At 71.6% G+C, this 21,082-nt stretch carries 19 protein-coding genes; 16 read left to right on the top strand and 3 right to left on the bottom strand.

The genetic code is table 11. The features are described from left to right. Positions 1–21: 21 nt before the first annotated feature. The 3 genes from ACFVYR_RS25810 to ACFVYR_RS25800 form a co-directional block, all read right to left on the bottom strand. Positions 22–1,920 carry a DUF4157 domain-containing protein gene (locus tag ACFVYR_RS25810; protein ID WP_384254198.1) on the bottom strand — a complete coding sequence of 633 codons (1,899 nt, stop codon included), beginning with the start codon at positions 1,918–1,920 and terminating at the stop codon, positions 22–24. Next, on the bottom strand, positions 1,914–2,624 hold the full coding sequence (locus ACFVYR_RS25805) for a BTAD domain-containing putative transcriptional regulator (RefSeq protein ID WP_384254196.1): 711 nt from the start codon (positions 2,622–2,624) through the stop codon (positions 1,914–1,916). Before ACFVYR_RS25805 ends, ACFVYR_RS25810 begins: the two co-directional genes overlap by 7 nt. A 200-nt stretch (positions 2,625–2,824) precedes the next feature. After that, the gene (locus tag ACFVYR_RS25800; RefSeq protein WP_384254193.1) at positions 2,825–3,028 is read right to left on the bottom strand and encodes a hypothetical protein; all 204 of its coding nucleotides are present in this window, start codon (positions 3,026–3,028) and stop codon (positions 2,825–2,827) included. A 177-nt stretch (positions 3,029–3,205) separates the two neighbouring features. Here ACFVYR_RS25800 and ACFVYR_RS25795 point away from each other — a divergent pair, with 177 nt between their 5' ends. The 16 genes from ACFVYR_RS25795 (at position 3,206) to ACFVYR_RS25720 (ending at position 21,037) form a co-directional block, all read left to right on the top strand. Further along, entirely contained in the window at positions 3,206–3,502 is a 297-nt protein-coding gene (locus tag ACFVYR_RS25795) for a hypothetical protein (RefSeq protein WP_384254191.1), read from the top strand. Between the two features lie 64 nt (positions 3,503–3,566). After that, on the top strand, positions 3,567–5,513 hold the full coding sequence (locus ACFVYR_RS25790; RefSeq protein ID WP_384254189.1) for a phage tail sheath family protein: 1,947 nt from the start codon (positions 3,567–3,569) through the stop codon (positions 5,511–5,513). A gap of 35 nt (positions 5,514–5,548) precedes the next feature. Then, on the top strand, positions 5,549–6,049 hold the full coding sequence (locus ACFVYR_RS25785) for a phage tail protein (protein ID WP_384254186.1): 501 nt from the start codon (positions 5,549–5,551) through the stop codon (positions 6,047–6,049). A 2-nt stretch (positions 6,050–6,051) separates the two neighbouring features. Beyond that, positions 6,052–6,921 (top strand): hypothetical protein, encoded by an 870-nt coding sequence (locus ACFVYR_RS25780; RefSeq protein WP_384254184.1) that lies wholly within the window; start codon positions 6,052–6,054, stop codon positions 6,919–6,921. Between the two features lie 997 nt (positions 6,922–7,918). Continuing rightward, on the top strand, positions 7,919–8,092 hold the full coding sequence (locus ACFVYR_RS25775; RefSeq protein ID WP_384254182.1) for a hypothetical protein: 174 nt from the start codon (positions 7,919–7,921) through the stop codon (positions 8,090–8,092). Continuing rightward, positions 8,089–8,928 (top strand): DUF4255 domain-containing protein, encoded by an 840-nt coding sequence (locus tag ACFVYR_RS25770; protein ID WP_384254180.1) that lies wholly within the window; start codon positions 8,089–8,091, stop codon positions 8,926–8,928. Before ACFVYR_RS25775 ends, ACFVYR_RS25770 begins: the two co-directional genes overlap by 4 nt. After that, positions 8,925–11,081, top strand: a complete 2,157-nt coding sequence (locus tag ACFVYR_RS25765) for an ATP-binding protein (protein ID WP_384254178.1) — start codon at positions 8,925–8,927, stop codon at positions 11,079–11,081. The genes ACFVYR_RS25770 and ACFVYR_RS25765 overlap by 4 nt, the downstream gene beginning before the upstream one ends. Beyond that, a complete protein-coding gene (locus ACFVYR_RS25760; protein ID WP_384254176.1) occupies positions 11,075–13,315 on the top strand; it encodes a DUF4157 domain-containing protein in 2,241 nt (746 codons plus the stop codon). The genes ACFVYR_RS25765 and ACFVYR_RS25760 overlap by 7 nt, the downstream gene beginning before the upstream one ends. Positions 13,316–13,320: 5 nt before the next feature. After that, a complete protein-coding gene (locus tag ACFVYR_RS25755; RefSeq protein WP_384254174.1) occupies positions 13,321–14,040 on the top strand; it encodes a hypothetical protein in 720 nt (239 codons plus the stop codon). A 7-nt stretch (positions 14,041–14,047) separates the two neighbouring features. Then, complete coding sequence (locus tag ACFVYR_RS25750; protein WP_384254171.1) at positions 14,048–14,632, top strand: hypothetical protein; 585 nt, start codon at positions 14,048–14,050, stop codon at positions 14,630–14,632. 9 nt (positions 14,633–14,641) lie between these two features. After that, on the top strand, positions 14,642–15,796 hold the full coding sequence (locus ACFVYR_RS25745; RefSeq protein WP_384254169.1) for a phage late control D family protein: 1,155 nt from the start codon (positions 14,642–14,644) through the stop codon (positions 15,794–15,796). Beyond that, positions 15,793–16,488 (top strand): phage baseplate assembly protein V, encoded by a 696-nt coding sequence (locus ACFVYR_RS25740; protein WP_384254166.1) that lies wholly within the window; start codon positions 15,793–15,795, stop codon positions 16,486–16,488. Before ACFVYR_RS25745 ends, ACFVYR_RS25740 begins: the two co-directional genes overlap by 4 nt. 4 nt (positions 16,489–16,492) lie before the next feature. Next, positions 16,493–16,981: a hypothetical protein gene (locus tag ACFVYR_RS25735; RefSeq protein ID WP_384254164.1), complete on the top strand. Its 489-nt coding sequence runs from the start codon at positions 16,493–16,495 to the stop codon at positions 16,979–16,981. A 39-nt stretch (positions 16,982–17,020) separates the two neighbouring features. Continuing rightward, positions 17,021–17,383 carry a GPW/gp25 family protein gene (locus tag ACFVYR_RS25730; protein WP_384254161.1) on the top strand — a complete coding sequence of 121 codons (363 nt, stop codon included), beginning with the start codon at positions 17,021–17,023 and terminating at the stop codon, positions 17,381–17,383. A 33-nt stretch (positions 17,384–17,416) separates the two neighbouring features. Beyond that, positions 17,417–18,991: a baseplate J/gp47 family protein gene (locus ACFVYR_RS25725; RefSeq protein ID WP_384254159.1), complete on the top strand. Its 1,575-nt coding sequence runs from the start codon at positions 17,417–17,419 to the stop codon at positions 18,989–18,991. Between the two features lie 6 nt (positions 18,992–18,997). After that, the gene (locus ACFVYR_RS25720; RefSeq protein WP_384254157.1) at positions 18,998–21,037 is read left to right on the top strand and encodes a hypothetical protein; all 2,040 of its coding nucleotides are present in this window, start codon (positions 18,998–19,000) and stop codon (positions 21,035–21,037) included. The last annotated feature ends 45 nt before the right edge of the window (positions 21,038–21,082 follow it).

The following is a 21,082-nucleotide window of genomic DNA, read 5'->3' as shown; positions in this document are numbered from 1 at the left end:
GCGCCTCGCTGACCCCGCGCTTCACGGCACGTACTGCACGCTCCCCGGCGCGATCAGCGTCATCGGCCCCATCTGCCAGAGCCGCCCGGGCGGTTCTGGCTGGATCGCGTCGAACTGCGTCGGCCAGGCCCCGCCGGCCGGCAGCCGCGTCTGTTTGAAGGTGTACCGCGTCCGGCCGAAGGTGTAGCCGCGGAACGCGGCCATGGAACGGGTGGGGTCCCAGACGTCACAGATCTTCTCCACGTCCGTCCGGTAGCTCAGGTGGTTGGCCGCGACGTAGAAGCTGATGAGGTTGGACGGCAGGTCCTCCTCGGAGAACGACGAGCCGGTGAGGAAGTCCGTCGAGGCCTGCGTCTCCTCGAACACCGTGGAGACGGCCATGAAGATCGCCAGGGACACGCGCAGCACCTGGTCGGGCGTGAGCGGTTGGAGGATCTTCGCCATCACGCTCGCGGCGTTGACCGTCACCCCGTGGGACGCGCTCCGCTGCGAGGTGACGACGTGCTCCGCGGGCAGCGGGCGGAGGATTTTTATCGCGACGGCACGGTTGCGGCGCCGCCCTTCCTCGTATGTGTTGCTCGCCAGGTACTGCTGCGCGCCGGCGAACGTCGTCGTCGTGAAGCGCTTCTGCAGCTCCTCGGGGAACATCCGGAGCACCGCCAGCGCCCTGGCCGCCCGCAGGTCCACGTTGGCGCGCTCCACGCCCACGCAGTCCGAGAATCCGTAGATCTCCCCCGACGCCTGGGGGTCGGCGGCGAGTTCCGCGGCGATCGGGGAGAGGGCACCCGCGAGCAGCGTGGCGTCGAACTTCCCGACCTCGAAGCCGTACAGGTCGGTCTCCGTGTGGTGCGGGAACTGTGTGCGCTCGAACAGCGGCGCCCGCGGGCGGGCCGAAGCGGCGCGCTCGCCGGGCGCGTACTGCCCCGGGCAGTCCTCGTACACGCCGACTCCCGGCTCGTCGCGCCGTACCGCGTGGTGGCCGGGCTGCCCGGAGCGCCCGGCCTCTTCCGCGCTCAGCACCGCGGACGCCGCCCGCACCTGGCTGATCAGAAGCTCGGCCGCGTCCGGCCGGACGTGGCCCCAGTCGACCCATCCGCAGTGCGTGGAGTAGCTGTAACGGGGCCGGGCTTCCTGGACGCCGTCCGCGGTGACCTTGCGCTGGACGACGGGGGCCGTCGCGCTCGGCCCTCCGGCGGCGGGGGCCATCGCGCTCGGCCCTCCGGCGGCCGGGGAGTCGCTCCCGGCCGGGCCCGTGCCGCCCGTCTGCTGCACCACGTGGGTCAGTTCGTGCGCCAGTAGCCGTTGTCCCTGGCTGGTCTGTGGCGCGTACTGTCCGGCGCCGAAGACCAGGTGGTGGCCGAGGGTGTACGCGTCGGCGTGCACCGCACGTGCCGACGCGGCGGCGCCGGCGTCGGTGTGGACGCGTACACGGCCGAAGTCGTGGCCGAAGCGCGGCTCCATGAACGCGCGGGTGGCGGCCGACAGCGGTTGGCCACCGGTGGCCGGCGCGACGGTGTCGCCCGGCGCGCCCGCGTCCGCCGACACGCGTCGGCGCACGAGGGGCGTCCCCCCTTGCGCACCCGGCGACTCGGTGATGCGCTCGGCGATCCGATCGGCTTCCCGCTCGTACGCGTCACCGGCCGGGCCGACGGTCAGCTTGGGCTGCGCGACCCCACTCGGCCCGCAGTCGCCGCAGCCGCCCCCGCAACCACACGGCGCGGCGGGGCTCATGCCGTCGCCCTCGTCCCAGTCGCCCGTCCCCCAGCCCTCCGCGGCGGCACGCTGTAGGTAGCCGTTGCCGAGGCTGCGCTGAAGGGTCGGGCCACCGCCCCCCGCGTCCGGGACCGGCGCCGCGGACCGCTCCCGCGTCGCGGGCACCGGGTACGGCAGCGACCTCTGGTGGTCCTCGGTGGTCAGCATGGTTTCCCTTCCGGCGGCCGGGGTGGGGATCGCCCCTGCCGGCTGGCGTCCCTCTCGCCCCCGCCACCGCTGCGCGCGTCGCCGCCGTCCCGCAACAGGCCCGTGAGGTCGGGCGCCGGCTCCACCCCGAGCTCCCGCTCCAGGAGGCGCGCGTACATCTCCAGTCCGCGCCGGCCCTCCACCCAGTTCCCGGCGGCCAGATGTGCCAGGAGGAGGGTGCGTTGCGCGCTCTCGCGCAGCGGCTCGGCGCTGACCGCCGCCATCGCGACGTCCACGGCTTCCGCGTGGCAGCCCATGAGCCGCAACTGCTGGCTCTGCGAGTCCAGGGCGTGCAGGAGTCGCTGCCGGACGCGTTCGCGCTCCATCAGGGCCCAGTCGTCGTACCAGCCGGGCAGCAGCTCAAGCGCCTCCAGGCCGGGCGGCGCGGAACGCAACTCGTCCTGCCCCGCGGTGTGTTCGATGACGCGGGTCGCCCACGCGCTGACCGCGTGCAGATCGACGACCACGTCATCGTGCACGATCAGCCCGTGCTTGTCGGCCGACAGCAGGTGGACGTCGACGCGGTTCAGCCGCCACAGCGCTGAGCGCAGGTTGCCGTGCGCCCGGTCCTCGTCGTTGACCGGCCACAACGAGCCCGCGGCGTAGGCCCGGTCCACCCGAAAGGGGCGCAGGGCGACGAAGGCCAGCAGGCGTCGGCAGCTCATCGGAATGTCCACCCGACGTGTTCCCACACTTACGTGGAGTTCGCCGAACAAGTGGAGCACCGGGGGTGGTGCACCCATGTCTCCAGAGGTCGGGAAGTACGGAAAAGCTGATCCCATCAGTCCCCCGTCCGGAATTCACCGGTCGGCGAAATCAGGCGGTGGGTCGCCGTTCAGCCGCCAGGTGCCGGATTTTGGTTGTATCAACTTTCGGGGGTTTCGGCGAGGAAGGATTGCAGGAATTCCCGCATCGTCTGTACGGCGGATTCGACGTCTGCGGTAGATGATTCGGCACCCGTCGAGAATCTGTCGATGTCGGGGTTGATCCGCAGCGTGATCAGCGTTCCGTGGCTCTGCGCCAGGACGCGGACCACGCACACTCCGGTTCTGCCTCTTCCCGACGTCATGATGCCAGCCTGTCGCCGTCTCGTCACCGTGGCGTTGCCGCGGGCGGCGCCGGGTCGGACACCGGCCCGTGGTGACGGACGGGTGACGGCGCAGGGTGATGCTGGCGTCGTGGCTCCGGCGCTGCCGCCACGGGAGGCGGCGTGGCGTGGGGCACACCCGCAGCGAGGAGAGTCGACGTGGCCGTAAGGATCAGAAGTCTCCTCCCCTCCGTGCCGGTCGTGGTGGAGCTGGCCTCGGGGAGCGCGGTACGGCTGTCTCCCGGGGAGGTCTCGCGGGAACTGCCCGACGCGGAGGTCGCCGGCAGCGCCAAAGTGGAGAAGCTGCGGGCGCAGCGGGTGATCGCGGTCGAAGACGTATCGGCGGAGACCACCGAAGAGGTTGCGCAGGAAACCGGGCCGGCCCCGGAGCCCGCCGAATCGCCGGGCCGGAGGGGAAAGGCCGCCGCCAAGCGGTCCGGGGCACAGGACGACTGAGGGAGCCCGAAATCGGCCATGAGCGCACACGCGCCGGGCTGATATATGGCGACAGGAGACGACCATGGCGACTCTGACTTATCCGGGTGTCTACATCGAGGAGATTTCCGGCGGGACGCGCCCGCTCGACGTCGCCAGCACGTCCACGGCGGCCTTCGTCGGTTTCGCCGAGATGGGCCCGGAGGAAGCCACCCGCATCACGAATTGGACGGAATTCCAGCGCCGGTACGGGACGTACACGGACGATGGATATCTCGCGCACAGCGTGTTCCAGTACTTCAACAACGGCGGGCGGCAGTGTTACGTCGTGCGCGTCACCCGCACCGACGCCACGACCGCCGCCGTCACCGTCAACAACCGCGCGACGCCGGTCGCCGGCGGCATGACGTTCTCGGCCCGCAGCAAGGGCGCCTGGGGCAACACGCTGTTCCTCCAGATCGAGGACGGAACGCTCGACCCGGGCAACGAGTTCAAGGTCAGCGTGCGACGCCAGGCCGACCCGGCGGTCGTGCCCGCCAACTTCAAGGACACCGCCCCGCTGGAGGTCTTCGACAACCTCAGCGTCGACCCGACCGCCCCGAACTTCGCGGTCGGCGTCCTGGCGCAGGACTCCACCCTCATCAGCGCCCAACTGCTCTCCGGCAACCTCAGCGTGCAGCGCGGCATCCACCGGGGCGGCTTCGCACCGACCCTGCCGCTGAACGGCAACCTCAGCTTCCAGATCAACCTGGACGCCGACGGGTTCCAGACGGTCACGCTGCTCGCACCGGCCGGCGCCTCGACCGTGCCGGCGGACGTGGCGACGGCGGTGCAGAGCGCGGTGCGCGGCCTGACCCGGAAGAAGACGTCCACCGACGCCACCGCCTTCAACGCTTTCACCTGCGCCGTGGAGACCGTGGCCGGGCAGTCCCGGTTCGTCCTCCAGTCCGGCACCACCACCCTCGCCACCTCGTCCGTACGCGTCCAGCCGGCGGCGACCGCGGACGCCACCGGCCTGCTCAAACTCGGCGCGGGCAACGGCGGGCGGTCCGAGGACGGGGCGGCGGTCCGGCGCCCCGCCAAGGCCGACGTCGTGCAGATCGGCGACGCGGCGGTGACCGCGCCGGTCATCGCGCCGGTGACGCTCGGCAGCGACGGCGTCGCCGCGGTGACGGAGGCGACGTTCAGCTCAGGCTTCCCACGACTGGACAACGTGACGGACTTCAGCCTCCTCGCCGTCCCCGGCGAGGCGACGACGTCGATGCTGGACCTCGGCATGGCCTACTGCGCCAACCGGCCGCTCCAGGACGTGTTCTACATCGGTGAGACGGGCTCCCACGACGACACCGCCGACGAGGCCGCCGCCTTCCGCACCAAGCTCACCGTCGCCAACTCCTACGGCGCGCTGTACTTCCCCTGGGTCAAGGCGCTGGACCCGACCGGCCGGTCCCGGGAGCCCGTCCTGCTGCCGCCCTCGGGGTTCGTCGCGGGACTGTACGCCCGTATCGACGCGAGCCGCGGCGTGTGGAAGGCACCGGCCGGCACGGAGGCGAGCCTCAACGGCGTGGCCGGGCTCGCCGCGGAGCTCGGCGACGTGCAGCACGGCACCCTCAACCCGCTGGGCGTGGACGTCATCAGGCGCTTCGCCGGTGCGGGAGTGGTCGTGTTCGGCGCGCGCACCATCACCTCGGACCCGGCGTGGCGCTACGTGCCCGTCCGCCGTACCGCGATCATGCTGCGGGTCAGCATCTACAACGGCATCCAGTGGGCGGTGTTCGAACCGAACGACGAGCCGCTGTGGTCGCAACTGCGGCTGACCATCGGCTCGTTCATGATGACGCTCTTCCGCCAGGGGGCGTTCCAGGGTGCCACGCCGACGGAGGGCTTCTTCGTCAAGTGCGACGGCGAGACGACGACGCAGACCGACATCGACAACGGGGTGGTGAACGTCCTGGTGGGGTTCGCGCCCCTGAAGCCGGCGGAGTTCGTCGTCGTGAAGATCAGCCAGAAGGCGGGCCTCGCGTCCGGGTGAGTGAGTGACGACCGCCAGCGGAAGGAGAGCGCCCGATGCCCAAGTTCAGCGTCAACGCGACGCGGTTCGACCCGTACCTCGGGTTCAAGTTCAAGATCAAGGTGGATGGCCAGTACGTGGCCGGACTGAGCAAGTGCAGCGCACTCAAACGCACCACGGAAGTCACGCCCTGGTACGAGGGCGGGGATTCGAGCGGGCCGCACCAGATCCCCGGCAGGACGAAGTACGAGGCGCTCACCCTGGAGGCCGGTGTCACGCACGACACGACCTTCGAGGCGTGGGCGAACAAGGTCAACAACTTTCAGGGTGACGCGGCGATGTCCCTGGCGTCCTTCCGCAAGGACATCAGCATCGAGGTCTACAACCACCAGGGGCAGAAGGTGTTGGCGTACAACATCTTCCGCTGCTGGGTCTCGGAGTACCAGGCGCTGCCGCAGCTCGACGCAAGCGGCAACGCCGTGATGATCAGCACCGTCAAGCTGGAGAACGAGGGCTGGGTGCGGGACACCTCGGTGACCGAGGCCAAGGAGACGTAGGGGTGTCCGTGGGGGTACTGCCGGGCGGTTACTGGGACGCCGAGGGGCGGCTGCACCGCGACTTCGAGCTCGCGGTGCTCACCGGGCGCGACGAGGAGTTGCTCGCCGACGCGCGCGCGCCGCGGCCCGCGGCGCTGGTCACCGAGGTCCTCAGTCGCTGCGTGCGCCGGCTCGGCGGCATCTCGCCCGTACCGCCCGAGGTGGCCCGGGGGCTGCTGGTCGCCGACCGGCAGTACCTGCTGCTCCACCTGCGCAGGGCGAGCTTCGGCGACGTGGTCCGCGCACACCTCGTCTGCCCCTGGGCCCAGTGCGGTGAGCGGGTGTCTTTGGAGTTCTCGCTCGCCGACGTGCCGGTGGAGGAGGCCCGCCAGCGGGCCCGCGCCCACACGATGACGCTGACGGCCGAACCCCTGGAGGTCACCTTCCGGCTGCCGAACGGGGCCGATCAGGAAGAGCTCGCGGAACTGTCGACGGGCAACGAGGCCGAGGCTCTGACCTCGCTCCTGGCCCGCTGCGTGCAGCGGCTTGGACCGGACGGCGACCCGCCGGACCAGCGGCGGATGGCCGATCTTTCGGCAACCGCCCGGTCCGAGATCGAGCAGCGGATGCACGAACTCGCCCCGTCCGTCGAGCAGTCGATGGAGGCGCGGTGCGTCCACTGCGGCCGGGTGATCATCGCACCGCTGGACATCCAGCGCTTCTTCCTCGGCGAACTGCGCACCGACAGCGGGTTGCTCTACCGCGAAGTGCACTACCTGGCGTACCACTACCACTGGAGCGAACACGAGATCATGGAGCTGACCCGCGACAAGCGGCGCACCTACATCGAGGTGCTCGCCGACGCGATCGAGGTGCTCAACAGTGGCGCATGAGGGCTACCTGCGGGGTGTCTTGGCCGACGGGCGGCGGCCGTTCCGGCATCGCGCCCGGGTACGCGCGCTGCTCGGGCTCCCTGAGGACACCGGGGTGCGCGTCGCCTTCGTGCCACCGCTGCCGGGCGTCGGGTTCGCATACCTGCGGCCGTGGTACGGCTCGGAGCAACCGTACGGGGGGCCCGGTGGCTCGGGGGCGGTGTACGGGATGCCGAGTGGCCCGGATGTGCCGTACGGGCCGTCCGATGGCGGGAATGTCCTGCCGGCGCGAATCGAGTACGACTTCTTCGACGCATACGCATACGCAGACGCGGACGCAGACGGAGACGGAGACAGAGACACGGGCACAGCCACAGGCACAGACACGGGCGCGGAAGCCGATGCGCAAGCCACCAGGCGTCCCGTGGCTGTGAGCGGCGGCCAGAAGGGCGAGCAGAAACAACCGACGCGGGACACGGCCGTGTCGTCCCCAGAAGACGGTGATGACGAAGCGGCGGCCGTGGTTTCCGTGACGGTTCCGGGGACCACGGCGATGCCGCCGGCGCCTCCGTCACCGTCATCTGGCGGGCAGGAGCACCCCCGACAGGACGCGCCGAACGAAGCCACCACACCGCACCACCCACCGGTCAACGCCCCAGCACCGGCGCCAGCACCGGCACCGGCCCGGAGCGGCGTACCAGGCCACCCGCCGCACGGACCGGCCCCGCAGTCGGCGACCGTTCCGGCCGTACGCACCACCCCGCCGCAAGCCCGCACCACCCCGCGGGAGCAACCCCCCGCACCCCCGTCCACACCGCCCCACCCGACGGCGCGCCCGGCAGCACCACACGGCCCGGAACTCCGCGCACACGCGACGCGACCCGGCCCAGAGCCCACCGCTGCCCAGCACCGCGGCACACCCCCGCCCCCGCCTCCCGACCACCGCCCGCGCCCCCGGCCCCTCCCCACCCAGCCGCTGCGCAGCGTCACCGCGCCCCGCCCCGGGCCCCCGGCGCGGATGCCCTGGCCGGAGGAGACCGCGGCGGCACCAACTGCCGAACCGCCGACCTCCATCCCCCTCCAGCCGGCCCCGCCCGTCATCGTCAGCCCCCCGCCCCCGCCCCTCGACGGCATCGCCGCCTTCTGGGTGCGGCGCCATCTCCCCCGGCTGCGCGGCAGGATCCTGCGGTGAGCGCCGGGACCGCGATCGGCATGGTCAGCGCCTCGCTGCGCAGCCTCCTTGTCGGTGAGATGCGGCTCACCCCGGCCATGGACGTGACCGTCCTCGCCCCCGACGAGGCGGGCGGCGGCCGGCGCATCAATCTCTTCCTCTACAAGATCACCGAGAATCCGTACCTCAAGAACCAGGACTGGGCACTCCGGCCGGGCACCACCGACCAACTCCTCGACGCCCCCCTGTCCCTGTACCTCTTCTACCTGCTTACGCCCTACGCGCCCAACGACCCGCTGAGCGGCAACGTGACCGCGCACCAGAGCGTGGGCGAGGCCATGCGGGTCCTCCACGAGAACCCGGTCGTCCCCCGCACCTACCTCGACCCCGGTCTCCTCGACGCCCGCGAGCGGCTGCAGATCGCGATCGCCCCGCTGGACCACGAGGAGCTGAGCCGGATCTGGAGCACCTTCGCCCAGCCGTTCCGGCTCTCCGTGCTCTACCAGGTGTCCACCGTCCAGCTCGACCGGCTGCCGGGCGCGGCCCGCCCGCTGCCGAAGCGGGTGCGCCGGGTCGGCATTCCCGATGTACGGGCGCCCCTCAGCCCGCCCGAGGTCACCGCGATGTCGCCGGCCGCGGGGCGGGCGGGCTCGCAGCTCACGTTCACCGGTACGCACCTGGCCGGGTGGCTCGCCGACGTGCGTCTCGGTGGCGAGCCGGTCGGGGCCGCGGTGCCGCTGAGCGGTGACGCGTTCACGGTGACGCTCGCCGCGGGCCTGAAGGCCGGGTTCTACGAGGTGCGCGTGGACGTCTCGCACCTGTTCCGCCGCACGTTCGTTTTCGAGGTCACGCCATGACCCACCGCGCGTACCGGGACAACGGCGAGCACCTCGCGGACGAGTTGCGCCGCCTCGACCTGCTGATCGAGCGCCGGCTCGCGGCGGTCAGCCTGCAGAACGAGGCTGCCCCGCAGCAGCAGGCGGCCCGCACCGTCTACATCACCCGGCAGGAAGTCGACTGGCTGCTCACCCACCAACCCCAGGAACCGCCCTCCCCCGCCACCGAACTCGACCGGCTGGACGCGGAGATCGACGCGCGCGTGCGGCGCAGCGCCGCCAACGGCGTCACGCTGGCGCTCCCCGCGCTCGGTGCGCTCTTCGCGTTGAGCCCGTGGGAGCTACGGGCCGTCACCGTGTGCCTCGGCCCGGAACTGCGGCGCAAGTACGACCGGCTGTACGCCTACCTCCAGGACGACATCACCCGCAAGCGCCCCAGCGTCGATCTCGTCCTCGACCTGCTCTGCCCGGGTGAGCGGCAGCGCTGGGCCGCACTCGGCGCGTTCCAGGAGACGGCGCCGCTGCTGCGCACCGGCATCCTGCGGAAGATCGACGACCCGCAGAGCCCCTCGGGGTCCACCGGCCTCGCCCAGTTCCTGGCGCTGGACCCGCGGATCTGCCGCTTCCTGCTGGACGCGGACGCCCCCGACGCACGGCTGTACCGCGCGGACGGCGCCACCGAAAGCGACATCGATGCCGAAGACGCCGACGCGGATCTCGTGCAGGGCCTGCGCCGCCTCGCCGAACACCACCTCAAACAGGACGGCGACGCCCGCCCGCTGGTGTTCTACCTTTACGGCCCCCCTGGCACGGGCAAGCGCGAGCTGGCCCGCCGTACCTGTCGCGACCTGGGCATGGGGCTGCTCACCATCGGCGACCAGCCGGCGTACGGCACCGACCTGAGGGAGGCGCGGCTGCGCCGGGCCGCCGTCCACCTGCCACACGCCGACGCACTCCGCCACGACGACGCCGCACCGCTGCGCGCGGCCCTGGCAACGGCCGTCGCCGACTTCGGCGGCCTGGTGTTCCTGACCGGCGAATCGGCCTGGGACGGCGAGGAGAGCTTCGCCGGCGCCCTGTTCCAGCCCGTCCCCGTGCCGCTGCCCGACGTGACCCGCGGCACCGCACTGTGGCGGCGGCTGATCGCCGAGCACACCGCCGAGCCCGGCGCGTGGGCCGCCGAGTTGGCGACGCTCTTCCGGCTGTCGCCCGGCGGGATGCGGGCCGCGATCCGGTACGCCCGCAACCGGCGAGTGATGGAGCCGCTGCCGCGCGCCATGACCCTGGCCGACCTGTCCGCCGCCTGCCGTGCGCTGTCCCGCCGGCGGCTCGGCGACCTGGCCGTCGAAGTGCGGCCCCGCGCCGGCTGGGACGACCTCGTGCTGCCCACCGACCGGATGGAGCAACTGCGGGAGGTCCGCGACCAGCTCCGCCACCGCCACCAGGTGTACGACCGTTGGGGGTTCGGCGGTGACACCCACCGCGGCAAGGGGCTGAGCGTGCTGTTCAGCGGGGTCCCGGGGACGGGCAAGACGATGGCGGCGGAGGTGCTGGCGCACGACCTCGGGCTCGGCCTGTACGCCGTGGACCTCTCCGGGGTCGTCAGCAAATACATCGGCGAGACCGAGAAGAACCTGGCCCGCGTCTTCACCGAGGCGCGCACCAGCAACGCCATCCTCTTCTTCGACGAGGCCGACGCGCTGTTCGGCAAGCGCACCGAGGTGTCGGACGCGCACGACAGGTACGCCAACATCGAGACGAGCTACCTCCTGCAGAAAATGGAGGAGTACGAGGGCGTGGTGGTCCTGGCGACGAACCTGCGGCAGAACCTGGACGACGCGTTCACCCGCCGCGTCCGCTTCATCATCGAGTTCCCGTTCCCCGAGGCCGACAGCAGGCTGCGGATCTGGCAGGGGCTCTTCCCGCCGCAGGCGCCGGTCGCGGCGGACGTCGACTTCGCCGCGCTGGCCCGGGAGTTCCCGGTGGCCGGCGGCAGCATCAAGAACATCGTGCTGAACGCGGCGTTCCTGGCCGCGGCCGACGGCGGGCCCATCGGCCGACGGCACATCCTGCGGGGAGTCCGGCGGGAGTTCGAGAAGATCGGCAAGCTCTGGACGGAGCCGGCCCCGGCCGGTGACCCCGTCGGGGCCGCCAAAGGGGCTGGGCCATGCTGACGATGCCGCACGAAACCACCCACGCCCCAGGCACGTACGGGCCGCGCCCGGCACCGCCTCAGGCACCCCGGGCGAGGGCCGCGACCGACCTGGCGTTGCAGCGCAGCCTCGGCAGCGACTACCTTCAGCGCCTCGCCGAAGACGGCGACGGCGAGCACGACGGCCCCTCGGGGTGCGGCTGTTCGGGAGGCTGTTCCGGCTGCGGTCCCGTGCAGGCCAGCGCGCTCGTCGGGCCCGCCGGCGACCGGTACGAGCAGGAGGCCGAACGGGTCGCCGAACGGATCGTCGCGACCCCCGGCCCCGCACCCTCCGGCCCCGCACCCGCCGCCCCGCGCCTCACCATCCAGCGGCTGCCGGCCGGGCACGGCGGCACCGGCGGCACGCCGGCCGCCTCCCCGCCCACCAGCGGCGGACGCCCGCTGACGCCCGCGTCCCGCGCGTTCATGGAGCCCCGCTTCGGCCAGGACTTCACACACGTGCAGCTGCACACCGACACCGCGTCCCACCAGTACGCGGCCGGCATCCGGGCCCGCGCCTTCACCCACGGCCACCACATCCACCTGGCGCGGAACGAAAGCGAGCACGACCACCGGCTGCTCGCCCACGAACTGACCCACGTGGTGCAGCAGCGCGGTGGCGCGGCTCCGGCGGCCGAGACCGTACAGCGGGCGATCAGCCCCGGACTCGAGCAGATCGAGGACTACCTCGGCTACGGGCTGTTCGACTGGGCCATCACCGACCAGGACGCCACCCGTTCGCTGGACCTCCTCAAGTCGCTGCCCCGCCTCCAGCAGGCGGTGTTCTTCAACGACGCGACCCACGCGCGGCGGCTGCGGGAGAACCTCCCCGACGGGCGGCTCCCCGAGTACGACCGGCTCGCCGCCGACGTCGCGGGGCTGCAACCGCCCGCCAACACGCTGGAGACCATCGAGGACCGCCTCTCGTACGGGCTCTTCGACTGGGCCGTCACCGACCAGGACGCGGTGGTCGCCCTCGACCTGCTGAAACAGCTCTCGGGGAACCAACTCGCGACCGCCATGGCCGCCATCGACTACGACCGGCTCCTTGACAACCTGCCGGACGCCCGCAAACCCGAGCTCACCGTGCTCTACGACCGGGCCCTCGGCACGGGCGGCACCCGGCAGACCGAGGAGGGCAGCCACCCCGGCACGCTCCTCAGCTCCGTCACCTTCCGGTCCGACCACGGACTGATGAAGAACAACGAGGACGACTGGGAGAGCGACGGCGGCGTGTACGGCGAACCGGAGTGGATCTCCGACAAGGGGCTCGCGAAGAGCCGCCCGATCAGCCAGGCCATGGGCACCGGCGTCCGCGCCGACGTCAACCTCAACATCAGCCCGCTCAACGCGCCGGCCGCGCCCGTCCGGCTGACCGGCCGCAGCACCGAACCCGCGCTGAACTTCGAGTTCTCCGGCACCCTGCACGGCGGAACGGCCCAGACGGTGCCGCTCGTCGGCACCACCGCGCTGCCCGACACCGTCACCTCGCTGGAGAACCGGCAGATCGTGTGGGACCTGGAGTGGCAGCAGTGGAAGCGTGAGATCGCCCGGACCCGGCACAGCGTGTACGTCACCGCAGGACCGCCCCGCGCACCGGCGGAGGTCACGCTCCGGCGCATGCGGACGTCGACGCGGATCGTCGGCGAAGCCGCCCGGGAGGCGGGCTCGCTCGACCCGCACGCGCTGGTGACGAGCGTCATGAAGCGCTGGAACAGCTACAACCTGTTCGTCCGGCTCGACAACGCGTGGAAGCTGGCGGACGACCTGGCCACCGGAGCGCAGTGCATCGACATCGTGCGCTTCGTCCAAGGGGTGCTCCTGCAGGTGGGCCTGGCCGGCAGCACCGCGGCCGTCGTCGTCTGGGCCAAGCCCAGCAGCCCCGATCACGCCGAGGAGACCTTCGGCGGCGGCCTGTCCGGCACCAGGCACCCCGACAACCCGTGGTACGCCGCCCTGATCGACGCCAACGGGTGCGGCAACAACTTCGAGGCGGCGCTGCGCTTCGCGCACGGCGGCGTGACCCGCTACTACCCGGGCGGCGCCGACCCGAACCAGGTCTACTCCACCCCCACGGACGTCCTGCACGTCTTCCAGTGCCTCGCCTGGGTGGAACCCCTCGGCCCGCGCCGCATGAACGTACGACAGATCCTGACCACCTATCCGCACGGCCACTGCACCACCGGAGAACTGACCTGCGAGGGCGGGGAGGACTAGGCGACATGACCGACGGCTTTCCCAACAAGCCACGCATTCTGCGCGGCGCATTCGTGGAGTACGGGCTGAGCCTGCCGCCGCTGCTTGTGGTGTTCCAGTTCAACCCCGTGCAGCTCACCCGTAACCGATCGCTGTCCTACACCTTCGCCGGCGCCCCCGCGGCGGCAGCGGCGGCGCAGAAGTCGGGCGCACCGCCGCGCACCCTGCGCGCCGAGCACGGCCGGCGCTCCAGCCTGCTGGACGTCCAGCGGGAGCAATTGGTGACCGTGGAGGAGCAGAAGCTCGGCTTCGACATCCGCCTCGACGCCACCGACCGGCTGGACGAGGGCGACACGGTCACCGAACAGTTCGGCATCGGCCCGCAGATCGCGACGCTGGAGCTGATGACACAGCCGAAGCGGGAGAGCGTGCTCGGTGGTCTCGCCGCCCGGCTGCTGCAGAAGCCCGACGGGTTCAGCTTCACCCGCAGCGCCAACCCGCCGCTGATCCTGTTCATCTTCGGCCGCAAACGGGTGCTGCCGGTGAACATCAACTCTCTCAACATCACCGAGACGGAGTTCAGCGCCGATCTGAACCCCGTCCGGGCCACCGTCTCGGTCTCCCTCACGGTCATCGAGGGCAGCAGCATCCCCTACCGGTACACGCAGACCATGACGGAGGTCATGTCGACCGTGGGGCTCGCCACCGCCGTCACCGATGCAGCCAACGTCGTCGTCCCAGGGTGAGTGACACATGTTCAGCAAGCTGTCCCGCTACCGCACCGTCCCCGACGTGGTGTCGCCCGACGCCCGCGGCCGAATCCTGGCCGCCAAGGGCGTCCGGCCGCTGCCCGGCACGCCCGGCGCGCTTGAGCACACCGTGGACTCCGGCGACCGGCTGGACCAGCTCGCCGCCTCCTACTACGGGCAGCCCCTGCACTACTGGCACATCTGCGACGCCAACCCGCTGTTCCTCTCCCCCCTGGAACTCCTCGGCCAGGAGCCCGTGACGTCCACCCACTTCCCGCTCACCACGGCGGCGAAGGACCCGCCGTGGGCCGCGCTGATCGCCGCGCTGTCGGCGGTGAACGGGGTGCGCGACGTGACCGTGGCGGAAGACGTGGAGCTCGTCCCGCAGACGCAGACGGTGAGCGGGCAGCAGGTCACCGTGATCGTCGAGCGTTTCACCCGCGCCGTCGTCGTCACGTACCACCGCATCGACGTCCAAGCGCAGGACCTGACCGCCCTGATCGCGGCGCGCGGCTTCGACGTCGGGCCGCCGGTCGACCGCGGGCGGCTCGGTCAGCCCATCGCGATCCCCGCGGCAGTGAGCGGATAGGGGGCCGGCGTGCGCCACGACGACCTGCGCATCGACATCGACGGCGTGGAGGCCGCGGACCTCTACGCGGACCTGCTGAACCTGGAGGTCGAGCTCGACGAGGAACTGGCCGGGATGTTCCGGATGACGCTGGCGCTGCTGCTGCGCCCCGACGGGTCGTGGACGTACCTGGACGACGAGCGGCTCATGGTGTGGCGGCGGGTGCGGGTCACCGCGGGCTTGCAGGACGACGCGCAGCCACTGCTGACCGGCTACATCACGCACGTCCGCCCGGACTTCGGCCCCGGGCTCGACGCCTGCCGGCTCCAGGTGTGGGGTACGGACGCCAGCGTCCTGATGGACCGCGTGGAGCGGCTCAAGGACTGGCCGAACAAGAAGGACAGCGACATCGCGACCGAGACGTTCCAGGCGTACGGGCTGACGCCGCAGGTGACCGACACGGGGATCGTCCACGACGAGGCGGTGTCGACCGTCATCCAGCGCGAGACCGACATCCAGTTGCTCAGGCGGCTGGCCGTGCGCAACGGTTTCGAGTGCTTCGTGGACGGCGACAGGGGCTGCTTCCGTCCGCCGGCCGTCGACGACACGCCGCAGCCGGTGCTCGCGGTGCACTTCGGGGACGAGACGAACGTCAACCGGTTCAGCCTGGAGGTCGACGCGCTGGCCCCCACGGACGTCGCGATGTTCCAGATCGACCACATCGCCGGCGACGTGCTGGAGGCGCACGCGGTCCCCGGCTCCCAGACCGCCCTGGGCGCGGTGCCGGCCGCCGGTGTCCTCGGCCCCGGCATGGAGCCCGGGCTCGTGCACGTGGCGCAGAGCGTGGCCACCGGCGTGCCGGAGATGACCGAGATCTGCCAGAGCGTCCACGACCAGGCCGAGTGGCTGGTGACCGGCGAGGGCGAGGTCGCCGCCAACGAGTACGGCAGCATCCTGCGGCCCCGCACCACCGTCACCGTCAAGGGCGTCGGGGCGACGCACAGCGGCGTCTACTACGTCGCGCACGTCACCCACAGGTTCACCCTCGACGGCTACCTCCAGACGTTCCGCATCAAGCGCAACGCGCTGGTGCCCAAGGGCGACGAGGACTTCTCGATCGGCGGGGCCGACGCAGCGGCCGGACTCCTTGCCGCGGGCGCCCTGGCCGCGGAGGTGTCGCCGTGACGCTGGAACGCATCGTCGCCGGCCTGGTGGAGGACACCGGGCGGCGCTGCTACGGCAAGTACCGGGGCACGGTGGTCGACAACGACGACCCTTCGCGCCTGGGCCGGCTGCGGCTCACCGTCGCGGACGTGCTTGGCCCGGAGGTCGTCACCGGCTGGGCCACGCCCTGCGTCCCGTACGGAGGGGCCGCGGGGCAGGGGTTGCTGTTCATTCCGGAGCGCGAGGCCGGGGTGTGGGTCGAGTTCGAGCGGGGGGACACGGAGTTCCCCATCTGGGTCGGTACGTACTGGAGCAGGCCGGGCGACGAGAGCCAGGTGCCGAAGCCGCGCTCCGACGCCGGCACCGAGGACGCACAAGCGGTGCAGTCGCCCCCGACCTCGAAGATCCTCGCCACTCTCAAGGGCCACACCATCCAGTTGGAGGACGCCGACGGCAAGGAACGGGTCCTCGTCCGCGAGGGCAGCCGTGGCCATCTGCTGACGATGGATCAGTCCGGTGTGACGGTCACCGACGCGGGCGGCAACACCGTCTCGCTCACCGACGACGGCATCCGCATCACCGACGCCACCGGCAACTCTCTCCAGATGTCCGCCGACGCCGTCACCCTCACCGCGAAGACGCCCCTCACCATCAACGCCGCCGGCCAGAGCGTGACGGTGGTCGCCGACAGTATCGACCTGAAGAAGGGCTGAGTCGATGGCCAAGAGCATCGCCGTCAAGGGCGACAGCGTGCGGGGCACCGACACGCACAAGGTCTCGGGCACCCTCGAAAACGGCACGACGCCCTACGTGGGACTCGGGAAGTACGCCTACCAGGGCTCCATCACGGAAGGGCTCAGCGACTTCGTACGGATCAACGGCGTGCCGGTGGCCCTGGTCACCAGCGGCAGCACCCTCGACGCGGGCCAGACCGCGCCGGGCCCGCCACCCGGCGGCCATGCCGGTCCCGCCGGCAGCGACTTCGTGCCCGCCGCGCCGAAACCCCTCGCCACCTCGCTGTCGATCCTCGACGCACCGCTCGGCGGCGGCACCCCAGGCGCCGGTGCGGGCAGTGGGCTGCTGACCATCGGCGGCGTCAAGGTACTGCTCGACAAGGACGTGATCGACACGTGCAGCGGCCTGCCCACACCCGGCGAGTCGAAGGTCAGCGCACAGCAGCAGTCGCTGGTGGCCTGCTCCCAGTGACCGGCGTACGAGCGGCGAAGCGAGAGGGAGGGGGCGAGCGTGGCGACAGGGTTCGGATTCCCGTTCGGCGTCAACGCGGCCGGTGCCATCGTGCCGGAGCCCGACGAAAGCGCGGAATTGCGCGGCAAGGTCATCCAGGTGCTGTTCACGGCACCCGGGGAGCGGATCAACCAACCGGAGTTCGGGTGCGGCCTTTTCAACCTGGTCTTCGACCCCGCCAACACGATCCTGGCCGCGGCCGTCGAGTTCACCGTCGGGCAGGCGCTGACCCGGTGGCTGGGCGACGACCTCGTGGTCGGCGGAGTGGACGTACAGGCGCAGGAAGAGACGCTGTCCGTCGAGGTGGCCTACGTACGGCGCCGGGACCTCGCCCGGCAGGCGGTCAGGGTGCAGTTCCGGTGAGCGGCAACGGGAACGGACGAGCGGGGACGCGGCATGGCTGAGATCAAGAGGACGGACGACCGGCCGGTCATCGACTACATGGCCCGCGACTACGAGAGCCTGCTCGCGTCCATGCGCGAGCTGATCCCGCAGAAACTGCCGGAGTGGAAGGACTTCGCGGGCGAGGCCGACTTCGGCAACGTACTGCTGCAACTGTTCGCGCACCTCGGCGACATCCTCAGCTACTACCAGGACCGGGTGGCCAACGAGAGTTTCCTCGGCACGGCCCGCACCCGGCGCAGTGTCATCGAACACCTGCGGCTCATCGGCTACGAACTGGGCACCGCGGCCCCCGCGGCGGCCTCGCTGAGCCTGACCGTGCCCGCCGCCGTCACCGCGACGGTCACCGTGGCGCGGGGGGACGCGTTCGCGACCAAGAGCCGGCGCGACAAGCCGAGCGTCAGGTTCGAGTACACCCGCGAGGCGCCGCTCGTCATCGACTTCTCGAAGCTGACGGCCGACCCGGCGACCGGCCGGAAGGTGTTCGGTCCTGCCCAGGGCGGCATCCCGGTCGAGGAGGGCCGGCTGATCAGGGACGAGTTGCTCGGCACGTCGGACAACTCGCCGAACCAGCGCTTCCCCCTCGCCCACCCCGGGCTGATCCTGCGGCCGGCGGGCCCTGCCGCGCAGGTGGGCCGGGACGTGGTGGTGGAGAGCCGGCTCGCGTCGGTGCCCTCCGCGTGGACGCTGCGGGAGAGCCTGGCGTTCAGCCAGGCGGGGCAGCGCGACTACCGGGTGGAGATCGACGACGCCGACCGGGCCACCGTCGTCTTCGGTGACGGCACGTTCGGCGCGGTCCCCCCGCAGGGCGCGGCGATCCGGGCCACGTACCGCGTCGGAGGCGGCTCGGCGGGCAACGTGCCCGCGGGCGCGGTGACGACCATCGTCGGTGCGCCCCAGCTCGCGCTGCTCGGCGCGACAGTCGGCAACCCGGCCCCCGCGACCGGCGGCGCGGAGCGCGAGGACATCGCGCACGCCGTGCAGCACGCCCCCGCCGTGTTCCGCTCCCTGCGCCGCGCGGTGACCGCCGCCGACTACGAGGCGCTCGCCCTCAGCTTCAAAGGCGTCGGCAAGGTCCGCGCCGAGGCCACCGGCTGGAACCAGGTGACGCTGCACGTCGCGCCGCAGGGCGGCGGCAAGGTCAGCGACGTGCTGGAGGCCGACCTCAAGGGCTTCTTCGAGGACAAGCGGATGCTCAGCCAGCTCATCGAGGTCTCCGACGTCGACTACGTCCCGATCCGCGTGACGGCCGAGCTGGCGGTGATGAGCTTCTACGTACGGGAAGACGTCGTCGCCCAGGTCCAGCAGGCCGCCGCCCGCCTGCTGGACTTCGAGCGGGTCGACTTCAACCAGACGGTGTACCTCAGCAAGTTCTACGAAGAGACGCAGGACGTTCCCGGCGTCGTCTTCGTGAACATCACCGAGTTCCGGCGCGGGGACCGGACGGGCGCGCCGGTCGAGCCGCACGGCACCCTCGTGCTCGGCTCGAACGAGGTGCCCGTCGTCCCGCCGGAGCCCGATTACCGCCTCGGCCTGAAGGTCATCGTCCTCGAACAGGGAAGGAGGTGACGGACGGTGCGGCTGACGGACATCACGGCCACCGCCCACCCCTTTGGCAACAGGATCGACCTGAGCTGGCACAACCCCGATCCGGGGCGCGCGCCCGGGTTCCGCGTGGTGCGCCGCGAGGGCACCCACCCGACCGGCCCGGACGACGGTCGCCTCATCACCCACACGGTCGGCCCCGACACGCGCACCGTCGACACCGGCCTGAGGGGCGGGACGGTCTACTACTACACGCTGTTCCCGTTCAGCGGCTCCCCGGTGCCCACGTACGACCCCGACCCGCACAACCACGCGTCCGCCATGGCCACGTCGCGGTACGACTTCGCGGGTCTCCTCTACGGCATGCTCCCGGCGATCTACCGCCGCTACGACGCCGACCGCACCCCGCCGGCGGGCAGCGGCCTGCCGGCCGACCGCGACAAGGGGCAGCTCCGCCGCTTCCTGGACCTGCCCGGCGGCGAACTCGACCGGATCTACAGCCTCGTACGCGCCGGCCTCGACCTCGGCGACCTCGACCGGGTCGACGGCCGGCTGCTGCCGCTCCTCGCGCAGTGGATCGGCTGGCAGACCGATTTCGGGCTGCCGGTGGACGCGCAGCGCAACGAGGTCAGGTTCGCGCCGCGCATCTACCGGACCATCGGCGGGGTGCCCACGCTGGACGCCACCGTGGCCCGCGTCACCGGCTGGACCAGCCGTACCAAGGAGTACGTCCACAACGTGGCACGCACCAACCAGCCGGAGCGGCTGAACCTGTGGTCCGCGCTGCGCGATGCCTCCGGCGTCTTCGCGCCCGCGGCGCTCGCGTCCGTCAATTTCGCCCATGACGGGCGGCCGGTGGCGCTGCGCGAGGCGGACGGTTCGTCGCTGTTCTTCTTCCACACCCGCCGGCCGCACGGCTGGGACATCTGGATGAAACGGTTCGCGGGCGGGTTGTGGGAGCCCAGTGCCCCGCGCGTGGACCGGCCGGGCATCGACAAACACCCTTCGGTGGCCGTGCAGGGCGCCGGCATCGTGTGGCTGTTCTGGCAGGGGTACGACCCGGAGCAGCCGCCCGCGGACCGCAAGTGGCGGATCTGGTTCAGCGTGCGGACGGGCGGCGTCACCTGGTCGGCGCCCGCCGTTTTCGGGGACACCGCCACCGAGCGGCGGATGCCCACCACGGTCGCGGACAACGCCGGCGGGCTGTGGCTGTTCTGGCTGGAGGCGGTGGGCGACGGCTGGGAGCTGCGCTACAACCGCAACGTCGGCGGTGCCTGGCTGCCCACGCCGCTGACCCTGCCGGCGGACGGCGGCCGGCCGCCGCGGGTGGAGGACGACCTGTTCGTCCTGTTCCATCCGACGAGCACGACCCAGCGGCTGTGGCTGTTCTGGGCGCGGCACGAGAGCGGCGGCCCGCCGGGCCAGTCCCGCTGGAGCATCGTGCACCGGGTCAAGGCGGGGCTCGACCCGGCGGTCTCGGACTGGTCCCCGATCCGTGCGCTGCCGAAGGCCAGTGCCGACTACCACGACCGGCAGCCCGCCGCGCTGCTGACCGCCGACGGCAACATCGAGTTGTTCTGGAGTTCGACGCAGAACGGCGGCTGGTCCCTGAGCCGCAACGTACTCGCCGTGACCCCGCTCACCTGGGGGGCCAACCAGCGGATCGGCGGCGGGCCGTACGCGCGGCGCGGGCCGTACGCCGTGGACACACCGTCCGGCACCCTGTTGGTGCACCGCTCCAACGAGAGTCTGGAGTACGCGAGCGCGGACTACGGTGCGACTCGCACCGTGGACCACCGGTACGCGGGGACGACCACCGCCGACGCCACGGGCGCGGCCAAGCTGGGGCTCCGCGGCCGGTTCGAGGACTTCCAGACGTATACGTACGACGCCGGGGCCGGCGGCGTGCGCACCAACGACGACCGCATCGGGCGGGACACCGTCGGCCTGTTCCTCGCGCCGCCGGGCACCGCCGATCCGGACCAGGTCAAGGCGATGGTCTCCCGGCTGGCCGGCGTCCTCGCCGACGCCATGCCGGTCACCGCGCGCCCCGTCTTCATCACTCCGTAGCCATCGAGCAGAGCCATCACGCCGTACCGGAGCAACGCCGCAGAA

It is taken from the genome of Streptomyces sp. NPDC058284 (genome assembly GCF_042881135.1).
Taxonomy (GTDB): Bacteria; Actinomycetota; Actinomycetes; order Streptomycetales; family Streptomycetaceae; genus Streptomyces.
This window is presented reverse-complemented; position numbering and strand designations above follow the sequence as displayed.